A 16,529-nucleotide genomic window follows, 5' to 3' on the forward strand; every position below is an offset into this window, starting at 1 on the left:
CGTCCCCGTACTCACCGTGCGCGGCGGATGGCGGAGCCGACGGCGTACTCCCCCCGGACGGCGATGTCGAAGGCGGTGGTGGCGTACACGCGGACGGCGCGCAGGGCGTCGCCGAGGGGGTGGGGGCGGAGGTGACCGGTGGCCGCGGTCGCGCCGTGCGCGGGGCCGGTCCTGCGGGGGTTCAGGATCGCGGTGCTCATGCCTTCCAGGGTGCTCCTCCTCTCGGCGTACGGGCCAGGACGGCGTCCCCGGCCGGAGGACGGCAGCCGGGCGCGGCACGGAAATCCGGTTCGCCCGGGCCCCTGCGCGTGGATACAATCGCCGGTCTGCCCCGCCCTCCCGCACCGTGGTACCGGCTCCGTGCCGGCAGCCGGGGGAGTGCCGCCGACCGGACGGAAACCGGCCGACTGCCGTGCGCGCCACCGCGTGCACGGCCGGTACGCGCGCCCTCGCGCGTATCCCCTCGTGATCGCCCACCGGGACCCGGCCGTGCGCCCTTTCGCGCCGTGCGGCCGTCGCCCTGCGTCGAACTGCCGGAGGCCATACCCGTGTCCGCGCCGCACACCGCAGAAAGTGACACCCCCACCGATCCGCCCACCGATCCGCTCGCCCGCGAGCGGGGGCATCTCGCCGCGTCCCGGGCGGCCCTGCGCGTCATGCGTGAGGACGTCCAGGCCCTCGACATCCGCGACGTCACCGCCAACTGGGTGAACGCCGCCGTGCTCCAGGCGCAGATCGACGAGCGCATCAAGGCGCTCGCCGACCTCTCGCACACCCCGCTGTTCTTCGGCCGGCTCGACTTCCAGCACCCCGTCGGCGGCGAGTTCGCCGAGGGTGCGGAGGGCGAGCGGTTCTACATCGGCCGGCGTCACGTCCACGACGCGCACGGCGACCCGATGGTCATCGACTGGCGTGCGCCCGTCTCGCAGGCGTTCTACCAGGCGTCGCGGCTGGACCCGCAGGACGTGGGGCTGCGCCGCCGCTTCGGCTACACCGGCGGCGAGCTGACCGCCTACGAGGACGAGGACCTCACGGCCCCCGCCGACGCCCCCGGCTCCGGCACCACCAGCAAGCTGCTCCAGGCGGAGATCGAGCGCCCGCGCGTCGGTCCGATGCGGGACATCGTCGCGACGATCCAGCCGGAGCAGGACGAGATCGTCCGCAGTGAGCTGGGCGGCACGATCTGCGTACAGGGAGGTCCCGGTACCGGTAAGACGGCGGTGGGCCTGCACCGTGTCGCGTACCTGCTGTACGCGCACCGGGACCGGCTGGCCCGTACCGGCACGCTCGTCATCGGGCCGAACCGGTCGTTCCTCCACTACATCGAGCAGGTGCTGCCCGCTCTCGGTGAGATGGAGGTGCAGCAGGCGACCGTGGAGGACCTGGTCACCAAGCACGTCGAGGTGCGCGGCACGGACGAGGCGGCCGCCGCGCTGGTGAAGGGCGACGCGCGGATGGCGGAGGTGCTGCGGCGGGCGATCCGCTCGCACGTCACCCCGCCCACCGAGGAGGTCGTGGTGGTGCGCGGTTCGCGCCGCTGGCGGGTGCCTGCGTACGAGGTGGAGGAGCTGGTCGAGGAGCTGCTCGCCCGCGACATGCGGTACGGCGCCGCCCACGAGGCGCTGCCGCAGCGCATCGCGCACCGGGTGCTGGTGCGGATGGAGGAGGCCGGGGAGGCACCGGACGACCGGGTGCAGAACGCGGTGGCCCGTACGCCCGCCGTGAAGGCGGCGGTGAAGGCGGTCTGGCCCGCCGTCGATCCGGCGAAGCTGGTGCTGCGGCTGCTCTCCGACCCGGAGTTCCTGGCCGCGCACGCGGAGGGGCTGCTCACCGAGGACGAGCAGAAAGCGGTGGTGTGGACGAAGCCGGCCCGCAGTGTGAAGTCGGCGAAGTGGTCGACGGCGGACGCGGTGCTGATCGACGAGGCCCGTGACCTGGTGGAGCGTACGCACTCGCTGGGTCATGTGGTGCTCGACGAGGCGCAGGACCTGTCCCCGATGCAGTACCGGGCAGTGGGGCGCCGTTGCTCGACGGGTTCGGCGACCGTGCTGGGCGACCTGGCGCAGGGCACCACGCCCTGGTCGACGCGGAGCTGGGCGGACGCGCTCGGCCACCTGGGCAAGCGGGACGCGCACGTGGAGGAGCTGACGGCGGGCTTCCGTGTGCCGCGCGAGGTGATCGCGTACGCCTCCCGGCTGCTGCCCTCGATCGCCCCGGGGCTCGCGCCGGTCGAGTCGGTGCGTGAGTCGCCCGGTTCGCTGGCGGTACGCGCGGTGGACGGTGCCGAGGCGCTGATCGCGGCGGCGGTCGACGCGTGCGAGGAGGCGCTGGAGCAGGAGGGGTCGATCGGGCTGATCGCCGCCGACGCCCGGATCCCCGCGCTGGCCGAGGCGCTGGCGGCGGCCGGGCACGCGGTGCTGTCGCCCGGCGAGGAGACGAGCGCCGCTTCCCGGCTGACTCTGGTCCCCGCCTCGCTGGCGAAGGGCCTGGAGTACGACTACGTGGTGCTGGACGAACCGGCGGCCGTGGTCGACGGCGAGCCGGACGAGCGCACCGGTCTGCGCCGGCTGTACGTGGCGCTGACCCGTGCGGTGTCGGGCCTCACGGTCGTGCACGCGGCCCCGCTGCCCGAGGCGCTGGCCGCCTGAGGGACGGGCGGTGTCCGCGCCTGAGGAACGGGCGGTGTCCGTGCCGGGTCACCCGCGCGGACACCGCCCGCCGTTCGACGGCGCGTCCTACGCGTCGACGGCCTCGCGCCAGGTGCGTACGGCGGCTTCGTCCACCGGGCCGGTCCAGCCGTGCGGGCGGGCGGCACCGCCGATGTGGAAGGCGTCGAGTCCGGCGGCCCGCAGGCTCGGCAGGTGTTCGAGGCGGAGGCCGCCGCCGACCAGGATCTGCGGCTCGAAGCCCGGTGCGCGGGAACGGGACGCCTCTTCGACGAGGGTCCCGATGCCGTCGTCCACTCCGCTCGCCGAACCCGCGGTGAGGTACGTGTCCAGGCCGGGCAGGTCCGCGAGCTGCTTGCGCAGCGAGCTCCGGTCGGTGGCACGGTCGATCGCGCGGTGGAACGTCCAGGGGCAGCCGTCCAGTTCGGCGACGATCCGTTCCACGGCGACGAGGTCGGCGTGGCCCTCCTGGTCGAGGAAGCCGAAGACGAACTGGTCGGCGCCGGCCTCCCGGAGCTCGCCGAGCCGCCCGAGGAGGCGGTCGATGTCTCCGGCGGCGAACCCGTCCTCCTGCCGGAGCATCACTCGCAGCGGGATGTCGACGGCGGCCCGGATGGCGGCGAAGGTCGCCCGGGGCGGGGTGAGCCCGTCGGCTGCCATGTCGGTGACGAGTTCGAGCCGGTCGGCTCCACCGGCCTGGGCCGCGACCGCGTCCTGGGCGTCGAGCGCGATCACCTCCAGGACTGCGCGGTTGCTCATGTGTCCCCACTTCTCGGGTTGACGCCCGCCGGACCCGGTCTGCCCGGACCGGCTCGACGTCAAGAGGTCTAGGCCAATATCCAAGCCTACGATCGATCGCGCGGGCGCGCAGCCCTCCAGGGTCCTTGCGGGTGACCCGCCCGCGCGGGACCGGCGAGGCTCACCCCGGTACGAACCGGAGCGGGATCCCCGGGACCGCCTGGGCCGCCGCCGCGAGGGCGTCGGCCGGGACGACTCCCACCACCGGGTAGCCGCCGGTCGTCGGGTGGTCGTGCAGGAACACCACGGGACGGCCGTCCGGCGGAACCTGGACCGCGCCGAGCACCATGCCCTCGCTGGGGAGTTCGCCACCGGTGACTCCGCCGGCGCTCCCGGCCCGTTCCAGCGCGGGGCCCTCGGTGCGCAGCCCGATGCGGTTGCTCGCGGCGGAGACGCGGTACACGGCCGTGGTCAGGGTGCGCAGGGCCGCTCCGGTGAACCAGTCGTGCCGGGGCCCCGGGCGGACCGGCAGCACGAGTCCGCCGGGTGCGGCGGGCGCGGCAGCCCAGGGGGCGGCGGCCGGGAGCGCCGGGCCGGTGGCGGGCGGTTCGCCGAGCGGCAGGGTGTCCCCGTCACGCAGCGGGGGCGGGCCGAGCCCGGAGAGCAGGTCGGCCGAGCGGCTGCCCAGCACCGCTTCCGGCTCCAGGCCGCCCGCGAACGCCAGATAGCTCCGGAGACCGCTGAGCGCGGGGCCCGCCTCCAGCACCGCGCCCGCCGGCACCCGGACGGGGGCGCCCCAGGCGGCGGGGCGGCCGTCGACGGTGACCCGGCAGACGGCGCCGCCGACCACCGCGACCACCGGCCGGTCGGGGCGGACCGCGCAGCCGGTGGCGGTGGTCTCCAGCACGGCGGCGGCCGGGTCATTGCCCACCAGCCGGTTGGCGAGCCGGTGCGCGGGCCCGTCCAGTGCCCCGGCCCCGGGGACGCCGAGGTGCGCCCAGCCGGTGCGCCCGGCGTCCTGGACGGTGGTCAGCGCCCCGGCCCGCACCACCCTCAACAGCCCGCTCACGCCCGCTCCCCCGTCCCGTCGGAGCCGGTCGGTACGAAGCGCACCCGCGCCCCCGGCACCAGCAGCGCGGCCGGTTCGCGGGCGGGGTCCCAGAGCCGGTCCGGGTCCGGCATCCGGCCGATGAGCCGCCAGCCGCCGGGCGAGGCGCGCGGGTAGACCCCGGTGTACGGGCCGGCCAGCGCGAGCGCCCCGGCGGGCACCCGGGTGCGCGGGGTCGCGCGCCGGGGTACGTGCAGGGGTTCGGGCAGCCCGGTGAGGTAGCCGAAGCCGGGGGCGAAGCCGCAGAACGCGACGCGGAACGCCGTGGCGGAGTGCACGGCGGCCACCTCCCCGGGCAATACGCCCCAGAGCGCGGCGACCTCCTCCAGGTCCGGGCCGTCGTAGACGACCGGGATCTCCACGGCGGGTCCGTCCGCGCGGCGCAGCGGCTCGACGGTCCAGCCCGTGAGCGTGTGGGCGAGGCGGTCGGCCTGCCCGGGCGCGCCGCCGATGCCGTCGAGCAGGACCGTGCGCGCGCCGGGCACGATCTCGCGCACCGGCGGCAGTTCGCCCCGGTCGCGGCGGCGCAGCACCTCGGCGTGGAACGCTTCGGCGGCCTCCCCGGAGCCGAGTTCGACCAGCAGCGCGTCCCGCCCGGCCGGCAGCACCCGCAAGGAAGCGGCCACCGGTTCCGTACGGCCCGCGCTCCCCGACCCGCCCGCGCTCCCCGAACGGCCCGCGCTCCCCGAACCGCCCGCGCTCTCCGAACGGCTCATGCGAACGCCCGGACGTCGACGCCCGCTTCCTCCAGTGCGGCCCGCACCCGCCGGGCGATCGCGGCCGCGCCGGGGGTGTCGCCGTGCAGGCAGAGGGAGCGGGCGGCGACGGGGACGGTGGCGCCGTCGGCGGCGACGACGGTCCGGTCCACGGTCATCCCCACCGCGCGGCGTACGACCTCGTCGGGGTCCTCCACCACCGCGCCGGGTTCGCCGCGCGGCACCAGGGTGCCCCCGGGGGTGTACGCGCGGTCGGCGAACGCCTCTTCCACGGCGGGGAGTCCGGCCTCGCGGGCCCGGTCGAGCAGCCGGGAGCCGGGCAGTCCGAGGACCGGGAGGTCTCCGCCGGCCAGCAGCACGCCCTCGACCACGGCGTGCGCCTGCGCGTCGTCGTGGACCGCGCGGTTGTAGAGCGCGCCGTGCGGTTTGACGTACGCCACGCGGGAGCCGGCCGCCTCGGCGAAGACCCGCAACGCGCCGATCTGGTAGGCGATTTCGGAGGTCAGCTCGGCAGCGGGGACGTCCATCGAGCGGCGGCCGAAGCCCGCGAGGTCGCGGTAGGACACCTGCGCCCCGATCGTCACGCCCCGGGCCGCCGCGCCCTCGCAGACGCGGCGCATCACCAGCGGATCGCCCGCGTGGAAGCCGCAGGCCACGTTGGCGCTGGTCACACAGGAGAGCAGTGCGTCGTCGTCGGTGAGCGTCCAGCGGCCGAAGCCTTCGCCGAGATCGGCGTTGAGGTCCATGGTGGTGGTCACGTGGAGCACGCTAGCGCGCCCCCACCGCCTCCGTACCAGGTCCGGCGAGCCCCTCGGAGGGGCTCTCGCCGGTCGCCGTCATCCGCCGTCATCCGCCCTTCATCCGCCGCCGCTCGCCGCCGTCCGCCGTCACGCGCCGCCGTTCGCCGTCATGCGCCGCCGTTCGCCGTCATGCGCCGTCGGCGAGCAGTTCGGTCACCAGCCGGTCGAGGTCGAGATGACGCCCCTCCTCGCCCGGGGGCACCACCCGGGCGGCCCGTTCCAGGAACGCGGTGACCGCCGGGGCGGCGATGTCCATCACGGCGGAGCCCGCCGGTGAGCGGACGACGATCCGCACCACGTCGCCCGGGCACCCCCGGCGGGGGCTGACCAGGATGGATCCGGTACCTGCCGGGCGGACCGTTCCCTCCGACAGCAGGCTGCGCGCGAAGACCCAGTCGACGGTACTGGTCGTCATGGTCCCGAGCGCGAGGCTCACGGCATAGGGATCGGACCGCTCGTACCGCAGTTCGGCGGGCAACGACACCGGGGGTTCTTCCTCGACGTGGACGTGGGCGACGACCTCGTGCGCGACCGAGGATCCGGCGGTGCTGAAAGACGGCTGAGTCATGTCGGGTCCGTTCGTCGGGTCGTCCTTCCGCTGTCTGACAGCGCTCCTCCCCTCGACGGTAGGACGACGACCGGCCGTCAGTTGCCGGGGAGCGAACGAGGTGTGGCCCGCGAGAGCACCGTGACCGGCTCGCGGGAACTTCCCCCCGGCGCCGCCCATCCCGCGTACGGCGCCAGAAGACAACTGACGGTGCGCCAGGAGAACAGCCGGGGGCGGATGCCCGCCTAATTTGCGGAGGGGACGTGCGACCGGTGCGCCCGGGTTCGGCCGGAGCATCCGGAGCCGACGGAGACCCGCCGCCGAGATCAGAGGAAGAACCAACGATGAAGACACCCGTGAAACTCAAGCGCGCCCGCCTCGTCGGCGTGACGGCCTTGGCCGTTCTCGCCGCCACCGCCACCGCCGCGGGCCCGGCCGCCGCTTCCGGCTCCTCCGCCCCCCGGGCACGCTTCGTGGCGCACCTGGACATGGCGGACGGTCAGCGGCCGGAGAACATCACCCTGGAGCCCGACGGCGGCGCCGACGTCACCTTCGCCTTCAGCCGCCAGATCGCCCGCATCGCCCCCGACGGCCGGGTGCGTGTCCTCGCCACCCTGCCGGAGCCCCCGGCCGGCGCCACGACTCCCGCGCTGACGCAGCCGTTCCTCGGCGGCATCGTCCGCGCGGACGACGGGACGCTGTACTTCCTCTACGCGACCGGCAGCGGCGACCTGACCGGCCTGTGGAGCCTGCGCCCCGGCGGTACCGCGCGGCGCATCGCCGCGCTCCCGGCCGACAGCCTGCCCAACGGGCTGGCCCTCGACGACCGCGGCGGCTTCCTGTACGCCGCCGACTCCGTCCTGGGCACGGTGTGGCGGGTGCCCGTGGCCGGCGGTACGCCCACCCGGTGGGCCGAGGCCCCCGAGCTGGACGCCTCCGGGTTCCTGGGGGCCAACGGCATCAAGATCCACAACGGCGCGGCCTGGGTGACCAACCTGGACCGGGGCACCGTCCTGCGCATCCCGATCACCCACCGGGGCACCGCCGGAGCGGTCGAGACCCGGGCCACCGGTCTGGTGAACATCGACGACATCGCGTTCACCGGGAACGGCGACACCCTGCTGGCCGCGGTCAACGCGGACAACACGGTCGCCCTGGTGCGGCGGGACGGCACGCACACCACCGTGCTGACCGGCGCCGACGGCCTGCAGAACCCCACCTCGCTGGCCGTACGGGGTGCCACGGCGTACGTCGCGAGCGGCGCGTACACCACCAACGAGGACCCGAACCTCCTCGCCGTCCGCCTCCCGGCCGCCGAGTAGGGACCCGCGGCCGTTCCCCGGCCCCCGCCTGACCGCCCGCACGTGGGCGCACGCGAAGCCCGCCCGGCACCGAGGGATCCCGGTGCCGGGCGGACGGTCGACGGGCGGGACGGTCGACGGGCGGGACGGTCGACGGGCGGTCGGGGTGGTCAGAACACGATTCCGGCCGGTCTACAGGCCGTCGGTGAAGAGAAGGTGGTTGGGGGTGCCCTGGCTGACGCCCGTCAGGACGCCCCTGGTGGACACCCCGTCGATCCAGGCGGCGACTTCGGCGGAACCGGCGTCGGGGTGGGCCTGCTTGTAGAGGACGGCGAGGCCGGTGACGTGGGGCGCCGCCATGGACGTGCCGTTCAGGGAGACCGAGCCGCCGCCGAGCCGGGCCGAGACGATGTCCTGGCCGGGGGCGTAGAGCTCGACGCAGGTGCCCCAGTTGGAGAAGGAGGTCTGTACGTCGGAGCGGTTGGAAGCCGCGACGGTCAGGGCCCCGTCGGCGGAGGCGGGCGAGACGTCGCAGGCGTCCTTGGAGTCGTTGCCGGCCGCGAGGACGGGCAGGACCCCCGAGGCGGAGAGCGCGGTGGTGGCGCGGTTGACCGCCTGCGACTTGCCCCCGCCCAGGGAGCCGTTGAGGACGGCGGGCTGCACGGCGTTCCGGGCGACCCAGTCCAGGGCCGCGATCAGCCCGGAGCTGGAGCCCGAGCCGTCGCAGCCCAGGACCCGGACGCTGACCAGGTTCGCCTCGCGGGCGACACCGTACGTGCTGCCCGCTACGGTGCCCGCGACGTGTGTGCCATGGCCGTAGCAGTCCGCGCCCTGACGGCCGTCGCCCACGGCGTCGAAGCCGAAATCGGCACGTCCCCCGTCGATCCCGCCGAACTCGGTGTGCTCGTAGTCGATGCCGGTGTCGAGGATGTAGGCGGTCACCCCGGCACCGGTGCCACTGGTGGTGAAGTCGCCGTCGAGCGGCAGGTTCCGCTGGTCGACGCGGTCCAGGCCCCAGGTGGCGGCCGGTGCGCGGCGGGCCGGGAGGGCGGCGGCCCGGGAGGCGGGGACGGGGGTGTACGCGGGGACCGTTTCCGACGTGGGGACGGAGGTCTTCGCGTCCTCCTCCACCGACGTGACGCCGGGGGTGTCGCGGAGGGTCGTCAGCTGGGCGGGGGTGAGGGGGACGGCGAAACCGTTGAGTGCCTTGCTGTACGTGAAGGTGGGAGCCAGGCCCAGCGTCTTCACGGTCCTGGCCGCGTCCACGAGTGGGTCGAGGGTGACGATGTAGCGGCCGGGGATCGGGTCCCCCGCACGGATCAGCGGCGCGGGTTCAGGGTTCGGCGGAGTGGGGGCGGAAGCCGCGCTGGTGGCGAGGGGGCCCGCGAGGGCCAGGGCGAATGCGGACGCGAGTACGAGCGCGTGGCGAGTGTGCACGGGCCGAGACGATCATCCGAGAAGCCCCCGGCCAACGACCCGTCCCGGAGGTTCGCCGCGCACCGGAAGCATGTGCGCAGTGCGCTCCTCCATTCGGGCCCGAGCCCGAACGCCGCACGGAACAGCCTTAGAGTTCCCGCATGTCCGACGACACCGCGCACACCACCGACCTCCGCACCCGCTGGCGGGAGGCTCTCGTGGCCGCCCGGGGCGGCGGGGCGGGCCCCGACCCGCTTCCGTACGCCGGGAACCTGCTGGAGCGGTGGGCCGAGCCGCAGCGCAAGTACCACACCATCACCCATCTGACGGCGGTCCTGGACGGCGTCGACGTCCTCGCGGAGTACGCCGGGGAGCCCGAACTCGTGCGGCTGGCCGCCTGGTTCCACGACGCGGTCTACCGGCCCGACCGCTCGGAGAACGAGGAGCGCAGCGCCGCCCTCGCCGAGCGGGCCCTTCCCGAGGCAGGGGTTCCGGCCGGGGCGACGGCCGAGGTGGCACGGCTGGTCCGGCTCACCGTGACGCACGACCCGGCGCAGGGCGACCGTAACGGCGAGGTGCTGTGCGACGCCGATCTGGCGATCCTGGCGGCGGGCCCGAAGGCGTACGCGCACTACACCGCCCAGGTCCGCGAGGAGTACGGCTTCGTGCCGGACGACCTCTTCCGCGAGGGCAGGGCCGGGGTGCTGCGGCAATTGCTGGCGCTGCCGAGGCTGTTCCGTACCCCGTACGGGGCGAAGGAGTGGGAGGCCGGGGCGCGGCAGAACCTGACGCGGGAACTTCAACTGCTGGAGGCCCCCCTGCCGTGACCGGCGGGCGCAGCGCGACGGGCCGCGCCCCGTACGGAACGTTCCGTACGGGGCGCGGCCCGTGGGCCGGGTGGACGTCAGCGGGTCACTCGGCGGCGACCGGGACGGCGGCCGCCCCGTCCGTCTTCTTCTCCTCGGCCGCGGTGAAGCCGCGCAGCGGCACCTGGCGGACGAAGAGGGCGATGACGATGCCGACGGCGGCGGCGCCCGCGCCCCAGGCGAAGGCGGTGTCGACGCCGTCGCTGACCGCCTGGGCGAACGCGTGCCGGACTTCGGCGGGCAGGGCGCGCAGGGCCTCGGGGGTCATTCCGGACACCGAGGAACCGGCGTCGGCGCCACCGGCCGAGGCGGCACCGCCCTTGGTGAAGGAGTCGGTGAGCGTGCTGGCGTAGAGGGTGCCGAGCAGGGAGACGCCGAGCGAGCCGCCCATGTTGCGCAGGAAGGTGGCCGCGCCGGTGGCGGCGCCGATGTCGCGTACCGGGGCGCTGTTCTGGGCGATGAGCATGGTGGTCTGCATCAGGCAGCCCATGCCGAGGCCGAGGACGACCATGAAGAGCCCGGTGGTGAAGCGGGTGGTGTCGGGTCCCATGGTGGCGAAGAGGCCGAGACCGACCGCCATCAGGGCGGTGCCCGCGATGGGCAGGAGGCGGTAGCGGCCGGTCTTGCTGATGTAGGTACCGCCGACGAGGGAGAGCACCATCGCGGCCAGCATCATCGGCATGAGGAGCAGGCCGCTGTTGGTGGCGGAGGAGCCCTGGACGTACTGCTGGAACTGCGGGAGCAGGGTGATCCCGCCGAACATGGCGAAGCCGACGATGAAGCTGAGCGCACCGGCGAGGCTGAAGTTGCGGTCGGCGAAGACCGACAGCGGCATGATCGGTTCCGCGGCACGGCGCTCGACGAGGACGAACAGGGCGAAGACGACCACGGTGACCGCGGCGAGGCCGAGGATCATGGCCGAGTCCCAGTCGTACTCGCTGCCGCCCCAGCTGGTGATCAGGACCAGGGTGGTGATCCAGACGCTGAGCAGCGCGGCGCCGGTCCAGTCGATGCGGACACGGGCGGCGGCCTTGCGCGGGAGCTTGGCGAGGACGAACCAGCAGACGAACAGGGCGACGACGCCGAGCGGCAGGTTGACGTAGAAGGCCCAGCGCCAGTTCAGGTTGTCGGTGATGAAGCCACCGGCGAGCGGGCCGCCGATCATGGCGACGGGCATGACCGCCATCATCACGCCCTGGTACTTGCTGCGGTCGCGCGGCGGCACGATCTCGGCCAGCACCGCCATCACGCCGACCATCAGGCCACCGGCGCCGAGGCCCTGGAGGGCACGGAAGCCGATCAGTTCGCCCATGTTCTGGGAGAGGCCGCAGAGCGCGGAGCCGATCAGGAAGATCGCGATGGAGGTGATGAAGGTGATGCGGCGCCCGAGCAGGTCACCGAGCTTGCCCCAGATCGGGGTGGCGACGGTGGAGGCGAGGATGTAGCCGGTGGTCACCCAGGCGAGGTGCTTGAGACCGCCGAGGTCTCCGACGATCGTGGGCAGCGCGGGCGCCACGATCATGTTGTCCAGCATCGCGAGCAGCATCGCGATGACCAGGCCGCTCATCGTGACCATGATCTCGCGGTGGGTGAAGCGTGGTGGTGCTTCCGGGGTTGCCCCGGCGTCGGCCGGTGCGGGGGAGGTCTGCGTCACGGCGCATGCCTTTCGGTCAGGAAGGGGGGTCGCTCGACGGACCCGAAACTCTGGCGGCAGGGCCCCGGTGCGGGACGACACCGATGTCGTCGGCTCGGCGATAGGGCAAGCTGATCCCGGAATCCACTTACCGGGCGGTCAGTAGATTACTTGCCGTACGGTAAGTTGGCAAAGGGGGGCGTGGGGACCACGATCGACGCAGGCGCTCCCGTGCGGAGACGCTCGGGGCGAAAGGAACGCACAGCCATGACAGCCGCAGGACGCCGACGGGGCATCGACACGCGGGCCGAGATCCGCAAGGTGGCCCTGGAACTCTTCACCGAGCAGGGGTACGACGCCACCTCGTTGCGGGAGATCGCCGAACGGCTGGACATCACGAAGGCCGCCCTCTACTACCACTTCAAGAGCAAGGAAGACATCGTCCGCTCCCTCTTCACCAACTACCTGGACGCGCTCGACGCGGTGGTGGAGTGGGCCAAGGAGCTGCCCCCCGGACCGGAACTCGCCACCCGGATCGTGGACCGGATGGTAGACGTCTTCGTCGCCGAGGGCATGCCCGCCATGCGGTTCGCCACGGCGAACCACCGCGTGATCCGCGAACTCCGCCCCGACAAGGGCGGCGCCCTCGACAAGCTCGCCGAGCTCAGCGACGTCATGGGCGGCCCCGACGCCCCCGTGGAGGAGAAGCTGCGCCTGCGGTCCGCCCTGCTCAGCGTCAACGTCGCCCTGCTCGCCGCCCAGGGCCTGGAGGTCTCCGACGACGAGATCGCCCGGGTCGCCCGCGATATCGCACACCGGCTCGTCCCGCATCCGGAGCGGGCCGGGACCCCGGACTCGGCGGGTCCCGCCGGGGCGCCGGACGCCCCGGCCGCGACGGCCTGACGCCTTCCCCCCGCCCCCTGAGGAATCGGTCGTACGCACCTGCGCCGGGCGGGTGAACCCTGTGATGCCGACGGGTGGCAGGCGCTTCCGCCCCGTGACCGTCGGGAGTGTGCGGGCTAAGGAACGTGGGCCGTACCCACCGACCGAGGGGTTGCCCCGACCATGTTCAAGACCGCGCTGCGGATCGCCTCCGCCGCCACCTTCGTCGTCACCTCGCTGGCCTTCGCCACCTCGGCTAGCGCCGACACCGACCCGTGGCCGGGAACCCCGGAGCAGATTCGCGACACCGGTCCCTGCGGTCCGACCGGCGGTTACCGCTCCTCGGACTGGGAGCGGACGACGACGAACCGCGCGCTGCGGGCCGACGTGGACACGGCCGCGATCAGCGAGGGCTGGTACTGGCGCCACGACGACAACACGCTTTGGCGCGGGGACACCCGGCCGGACCCGCGCGCGATCTTCCGCAGCGGCTTCACCCCGCTGGGGACGGTGCTGACCCCGCTGTCGCAGTGGATCATCGGCGGCGGCGGCCAGAACTCCGCGCACGTGAGCACCAGTTGCGACCGCTGGGTGGCGCAGGGCTTCGCCACCGGAGGCGGCAAGGACGGCTGGGTGTACGCCATCCAGGCACCGGGCGGGATCGACGTCAACGCCACCGCGCGGATGACCGGCATCCAGTCGCAGTACCTGTGGAACAAGGAGATCGACTTCCCCGGCGGGATTCAGGGCAGGTACATCGAGGGGGCGTGCCAGTACCACTGGGCCGGCAAGAACCCGCAGACGAACGTGGACATCTACGAGAACCTCGGCTGCGTCACCAACCCGGCCTTCCGCCCGGGCCCCCGCGCCGACGCGGACGTGGCGGCCGACACGACGGCCGACACGACGGCCGACACGACGGACGACACCACCGCGGACACGGCGGGCAGCACCGCGACCACCCCGGCGACCTCCACCGCCCCGGTCGCCCCGTCGACCGCGACCTCACCGGTCCCGGCGGGCTCCGTGTCGCTGACCCCCACGGGCGCCTTCTCACTGAGCGCGCGGTAGCGGCAGCACGTACCGACAACGGCAGTACGTACCGACAACGGCAGTACGTACCGACAGCGGCTGACGCTCGGCGACCGCGGCTGTCGCTCGGCGACCGCGGACATGCCGGTGCCCCCGGGACGATGGTTTCACGTCCCGGGGGCACCGGCATGCCGTCGTTCTCTTCGGCGCCCGGCTGCGGCGCTCAGTGCTTGAAGGTGTCCTTCGTCTTCTCCTTGGCCTGGCGGGCGTCGCCCTTGGCCTGATCCGCCCGGCCCTCGGCCTTGAGGCGCTCGTTGCCCACGGCCCGCCCCGCGGTCTCCTTGGCCTTGCCCTTGGTCTGCTCCATCTTGGCCTGGGCCTTCTCATTGGCAGCCATGATCGTTCCCACCTCGCTGTGCTCGACTTCGGGGACAGTGACTCGTCTGACCACCGTCCGGCGGCTCAAACCCCGTACGTCCATCGTGGCGCTCCTTTCCCTCCCGCGCAGGGCGAGCGGGCGGGCCGCTCCCCCCGTGAACACCGCGATAACAAACTGGGATCATTCGCCGCGACCGGGAATGTGCGGAACTCCGGACCGGTTGGCCACAGTCATGCCTGAAACCGACACCGGTCGACTCCGTATGCCCTTGGCCGTCTACATCCTGGGCCTCTCGGTCTTCGCTCTCGGCACCAGCGAGTTCATGCTCTCCGGTCTGCTCCCGCCGATCGCCGACGACATGGGCGTATCGATTCCGCGGGCCGGACTGCTCATATCCGCGTTCGCGATCGGCATGGTCGTCGGCGCACCGCTGCTCGCCGTGACCACGCTCCGGCTGCCGCGCCGCACCACGCTCATCGCGCTGATCTCGGTCTTCGGCCTCGGTCAGGTCGCGGGTGCGCTGGCGCCGACGTACGAGATCCTCTTCGTCTCCCGGGTGGTGAGCGCGCTCGCCTGCGCCGGGTTCTGGGCGGTGGGCGCGGCGGTGGCCATCGCGATGGTGCCGCGGAACGCCCGCGCCCGGGCGATGGCCGTGATGATCGGCGGGCTGTCGATCGCCAACGTGATGGGCGTGCCGCTGGGGGCGTTCCTCGGCGAGGGCCTGGGCTGGCGTTCGGCGTTCTGGGCGGTGGGCGCAGCGTCCGCCGTGGCGCTGGCCGGGGTCGTCCTGAAGATCCCCCGCATCCCGGTGCCGGAGCAGCGCCCGCGGCTGCGCGAGGAGCTCTCCATCTACCGCGATCGCCAGGTATGGCTGGCGATCGTGATCACCGCGCTGGCGGCGGGCGGTGTGTTCTGCGCGTTCAGCTACCTCGCCCCGCTGCTGACCGATGTCGCCGGGCTGAGCTCGGGTTGGGTGCCGTGGGTGCTGGCGCTCTTCGGCCTCGGCGCGCTGGCCGGTACGACGATCGGCGGGCGGATCGCCGACGCGCACCTCTTCGGGGTGATGCTCAGCGGCATCGCGGCGTCCACGGTCTTCCTGGTGGCGCTCGCGCTCTTCGCGTCGAGCCCGGTCGCCGTGGTCCTGATCGCCTTCCTGCTGGGCTTCTCGGCGTTCTACACCGCCCCCGCGCTCAACGCCCGGATGTTCAACGTGGCCGGTGCGGCGCCGACGCTCGCCGGAGCGACGACGACCGCCGCGTTCAACGCGGGCAACACCGCCGGCCCCTGGCTCGGCGGCGCGGTGATCGACGCCGACTTCGGGTACTCCTCCCCCGCGTGGGCGGGCGCCGGAATGCTGGTCGCCGGCGTGGCGGCGGTCGCCCTGGCCCTGCGGGTCCAGCGCGGATCCACCTCCCGGTCCCGGCTGGTCGTGGGGGCGGGCGCCGCATCCGCGGAGGGCGCGACGGTCGTACGCCCCCGGGCCGCGCTCACGGAGGAGCGGTCGGAGACCGCGTAACGCGCCTCTCCCGTACGCACGCGAAACCGCCCCCGGCGGACCTGATGGCCAGGTCCGCCGGGGGCGGCCGTGCGTTCGGGGCGCGGCCGCACGTCGAGCGGTCGCGCCTCAGCGCCCGGCCGTGGCACCCGGGGCGGGGCGGCCCTTGGGGCGGCGGAGTCCGGCCTCGGTCAGCCGGCGGACCAGTTCCTTGGACCCGATCTCCCGCGCCCCGGCGCGTACCGCGTCCGGATAGCTCGCCTGCGGTACGTCGTAGTGGTCCCGCTCGAACGCGCGCGGCGGGCAGCCGATCGCGGCGGCGAAGGCGTGGAGTTCCTCGAAGGACTCGTCGCTGACCAGGTGCGACCAGAGGCGGCCGTGGCCCGGCCAGGTCGGCGGGTCTATGTAGACGGTCACCGCCGCAGCACTCCGGCGAGCGCCCCGACCGGGGCGACCGACACGGTGGCGCGGGTGCAGACCCAGTGCGGGTCGGCGCCGAGTTCGGGTTCGACGTCGAGCGCGTGCGGGCCGCCGTCGTCGCAGACCGGGCAGAGCGGCCACCGGCCGTAACGTTCCAGCAGCGCGTCCTGGACGTCCTGGGCGACCAGTCCGACGAGGAACTCCAGGCCGTCCGGCCACTGCTCGACCCACCACCGCCGCTGGGTCACCGCGTCCTCGACGAGGGACACGATGTCGGCGTCCGCGACGTCACCCGCGGCCAGGTCGGCCACGACGAGCGCGCGGGCGGTGTGCAGTGCCTGCTCCAGGGGGTTCAGCTCCATGGCTCCATTGTCACCCCCTGCGTCCGGCTGTTCCCCCGGCGCCCGTCCGCCCGGCCGCGACTCCGCGCGCGGGGAGCGGGACCCGGGCCGGATGCCGTCGGGTCGCGGCCGGACGGCATCCGGATTTCGTCCGGGGGCACGGGGCCCGTCACTCGTACGTGTGTGGTG

General features: G+C 73.8%; 17 protein-coding genes. 6 read left to right on the forward strand and 11 right to left on the reverse strand.

The genetic code is table 11. From position 1 onward, the window contains the following. Nucleotides 1–11: 11 nt before the first annotated feature. Nucleotides 12–200, reverse strand: coding sequence for a hypothetical protein (locus OHA55_RS12585; RefSeq protein ID WP_266705788.1), 189 nt, complete (start codon nt 198–200; stop codon nt 12–14). Between the two features lie 348 nt (nt 201–548). Here OHA55_RS12585 and OHA55_RS12590 point away from each other — a divergent pair, with 348 nt between their 5' ends. Continuing rightward, a complete protein-coding gene (locus OHA55_RS12590; RefSeq protein WP_323180397.1) occupies nt 549–2,648 on the forward strand; it encodes a UvrD-helicase domain-containing protein in 2,100 nt (699 codons plus the stop codon). Between the two features lie 87 nt (nt 2,649–2,735). Here the strand turns inward: OHA55_RS12590 and OHA55_RS12595 are convergent, their stop codons facing one another. The 5 genes from OHA55_RS12595 to OHA55_RS12615 form a co-directional block, all read right to left on the reverse strand. Then, on the reverse strand, nt 2,736–3,425 hold the full coding sequence (locus OHA55_RS12595; protein ID WP_266705790.1) for a copper homeostasis protein CutC: 690 nt from the start codon (nt 3,423–3,425) through the stop codon (nt 2,736–2,738). A 160-nt stretch (nt 3,426–3,585) separates the two neighbouring features. After that, nucleotides 3,586–4,473: a biotin-dependent carboxyltransferase family protein gene (locus OHA55_RS12600; protein WP_266705792.1), complete on the reverse strand. Its 888-nt coding sequence runs from the start codon at nt 4,471–4,473 to the stop codon at nt 3,586–3,588. Further along, entirely contained in the window at nt 4,470–5,228 is a 759-nt protein-coding gene (locus OHA55_RS12605; RefSeq protein ID WP_266705794.1) for an allophanate hydrolase subunit 1, read from the reverse strand. The genes OHA55_RS12600 and OHA55_RS12605 overlap by 4 nt, the downstream gene beginning before the upstream one ends. Next, entirely contained in the window at nt 5,225–5,974 is a 750-nt protein-coding gene (locus OHA55_RS12610; protein WP_266710595.1) for a LamB/YcsF family protein, read from the reverse strand. The genes OHA55_RS12605 and OHA55_RS12610 overlap by 4 nt, the downstream gene beginning before the upstream one ends. A gap of 181 nt (nt 5,975–6,155) precedes the next feature. Next, nucleotides 6,156–6,596, reverse strand: a complete 441-nt coding sequence (locus OHA55_RS12615) for an SsgA family sporulation/cell division regulator (RefSeq protein WP_266705796.1) — start codon at nt 6,594–6,596, stop codon at nt 6,156–6,158. 323 nt (nt 6,597–6,919) lie between these two features. On the opposite strand from OHA55_RS12615, the gene OHA55_RS12620 reads away from it, so the two are divergent. Beyond that, nucleotides 6,920–7,897: a hypothetical protein gene (locus OHA55_RS12620; RefSeq protein WP_266705798.1), complete on the forward strand. Its 978-nt coding sequence runs from the start codon at nt 6,920–6,922 to the stop codon at nt 7,895–7,897. A gap of 171 nt (nt 7,898–8,068) precedes the next feature. Here OHA55_RS12620 and OHA55_RS12625 read toward each other — a convergent pair whose 3' ends face one another. Further along, nucleotides 8,069–9,313 carry a S8 family peptidase gene (locus OHA55_RS12625; protein WP_266705800.1) on the reverse strand — a complete coding sequence of 415 codons (1,245 nt, stop codon included), beginning with the start codon at nt 9,311–9,313 and terminating at the stop codon, nt 8,069–8,071. Between the two features lie 140 nt (nt 9,314–9,453). Here OHA55_RS12625 and OHA55_RS12630 point away from each other — a divergent pair, with 140 nt between their 5' ends. Further along, nucleotides 9,454–10,119 carry a hypothetical protein gene (locus tag OHA55_RS12630; RefSeq protein ID WP_266705802.1) on the forward strand — a complete coding sequence of 222 codons (666 nt, stop codon included), beginning with the start codon at nt 9,454–9,456 and terminating at the stop codon, nt 10,117–10,119. Nucleotides 10,120–10,204: 85 nt separating this feature from the next. Here the strand turns inward: OHA55_RS12630 and OHA55_RS12635 are convergent, their stop codons facing one another. Then, the gene (locus tag OHA55_RS12635) at nt 10,205–11,812 is read right to left on the reverse strand and encodes an MDR family MFS transporter (protein ID WP_266705804.1); all 1,608 of its coding nucleotides are present in this window, start codon (nt 11,810–11,812) and stop codon (nt 10,205–10,207) included. A 246-nt stretch (nt 11,813–12,058) separates the two neighbouring features. Between OHA55_RS12635 and OHA55_RS12640 the strand changes: the two genes are divergently transcribed. Both OHA55_RS12640 and OHA55_RS12645 read left to right on the forward strand, forming a co-directional pair. Beyond that, nucleotides 12,059–12,694 carry a TetR/AcrR family transcriptional regulator gene (locus OHA55_RS12640; protein ID WP_266705806.1) on the forward strand — a complete coding sequence of 212 codons (636 nt, stop codon included), beginning with the start codon at nt 12,059–12,061 and terminating at the stop codon, nt 12,692–12,694. A 162-nt stretch (nt 12,695–12,856) separates the two neighbouring features. Next, nucleotides 12,857–13,744 carry a hypothetical protein gene (locus tag OHA55_RS12645; RefSeq protein WP_266705808.1) on the forward strand — a complete coding sequence of 296 codons (888 nt, stop codon included), beginning with the start codon at nt 12,857–12,859 and terminating at the stop codon, nt 13,742–13,744. Between the two features lie 184 nt (nt 13,745–13,928). Here the strand turns inward: OHA55_RS12645 and OHA55_RS12650 are convergent, their stop codons facing one another. After that, a complete protein-coding gene (locus tag OHA55_RS12650; protein WP_266705810.1) occupies nt 13,929–14,102 on the reverse strand; it encodes a CsbD family protein in 174 nt (57 codons plus the stop codon). A 244-nt stretch (nt 14,103–14,346) separates the two neighbouring features. On the opposite strand from OHA55_RS12650, the gene OHA55_RS12655 reads away from it, so the two are divergent. Continuing rightward, nucleotides 14,347–15,600: a Cmx/CmrA family chloramphenicol efflux MFS transporter gene (locus tag OHA55_RS12655; RefSeq protein ID WP_266710597.1), complete on the forward strand. Its 1,254-nt coding sequence runs from the start codon at nt 14,347–14,349 to the stop codon at nt 15,598–15,600. 108 nt (nt 15,601–15,708) lie between these two features. Here OHA55_RS12655 and OHA55_RS12660 read toward each other — a convergent pair whose 3' ends face one another. Together OHA55_RS12660 and OHA55_RS12665 are read right to left on the reverse strand one after the other, a co-directional pair. After that, nucleotides 15,709–15,996 (reverse strand): DUF4031 domain-containing protein, encoded by a 288-nt coding sequence (locus tag OHA55_RS12660; protein ID WP_266705812.1) that lies wholly within the window; start codon nt 15,994–15,996, stop codon nt 15,709–15,711. Next, nucleotides 15,993–16,361, reverse strand: a complete 369-nt coding sequence (locus tag OHA55_RS12665; RefSeq protein ID WP_266705814.1) for a hypothetical protein — start codon at nt 16,359–16,361, stop codon at nt 15,993–15,995. Before OHA55_RS12665 ends, OHA55_RS12660 begins: the two co-directional genes overlap by 4 nt. Nucleotides 16,362–16,529: the final 168 nt, after the last annotated feature.

The sequence above is a fragment of the Streptomyces sp. NBC_00102 genome (assembly GCF_026343115.1).
Classification (GTDB): domain Bacteria; phylum Actinomycetota; class Actinomycetes; order Streptomycetales; family Streptomycetaceae; genus Streptomyces.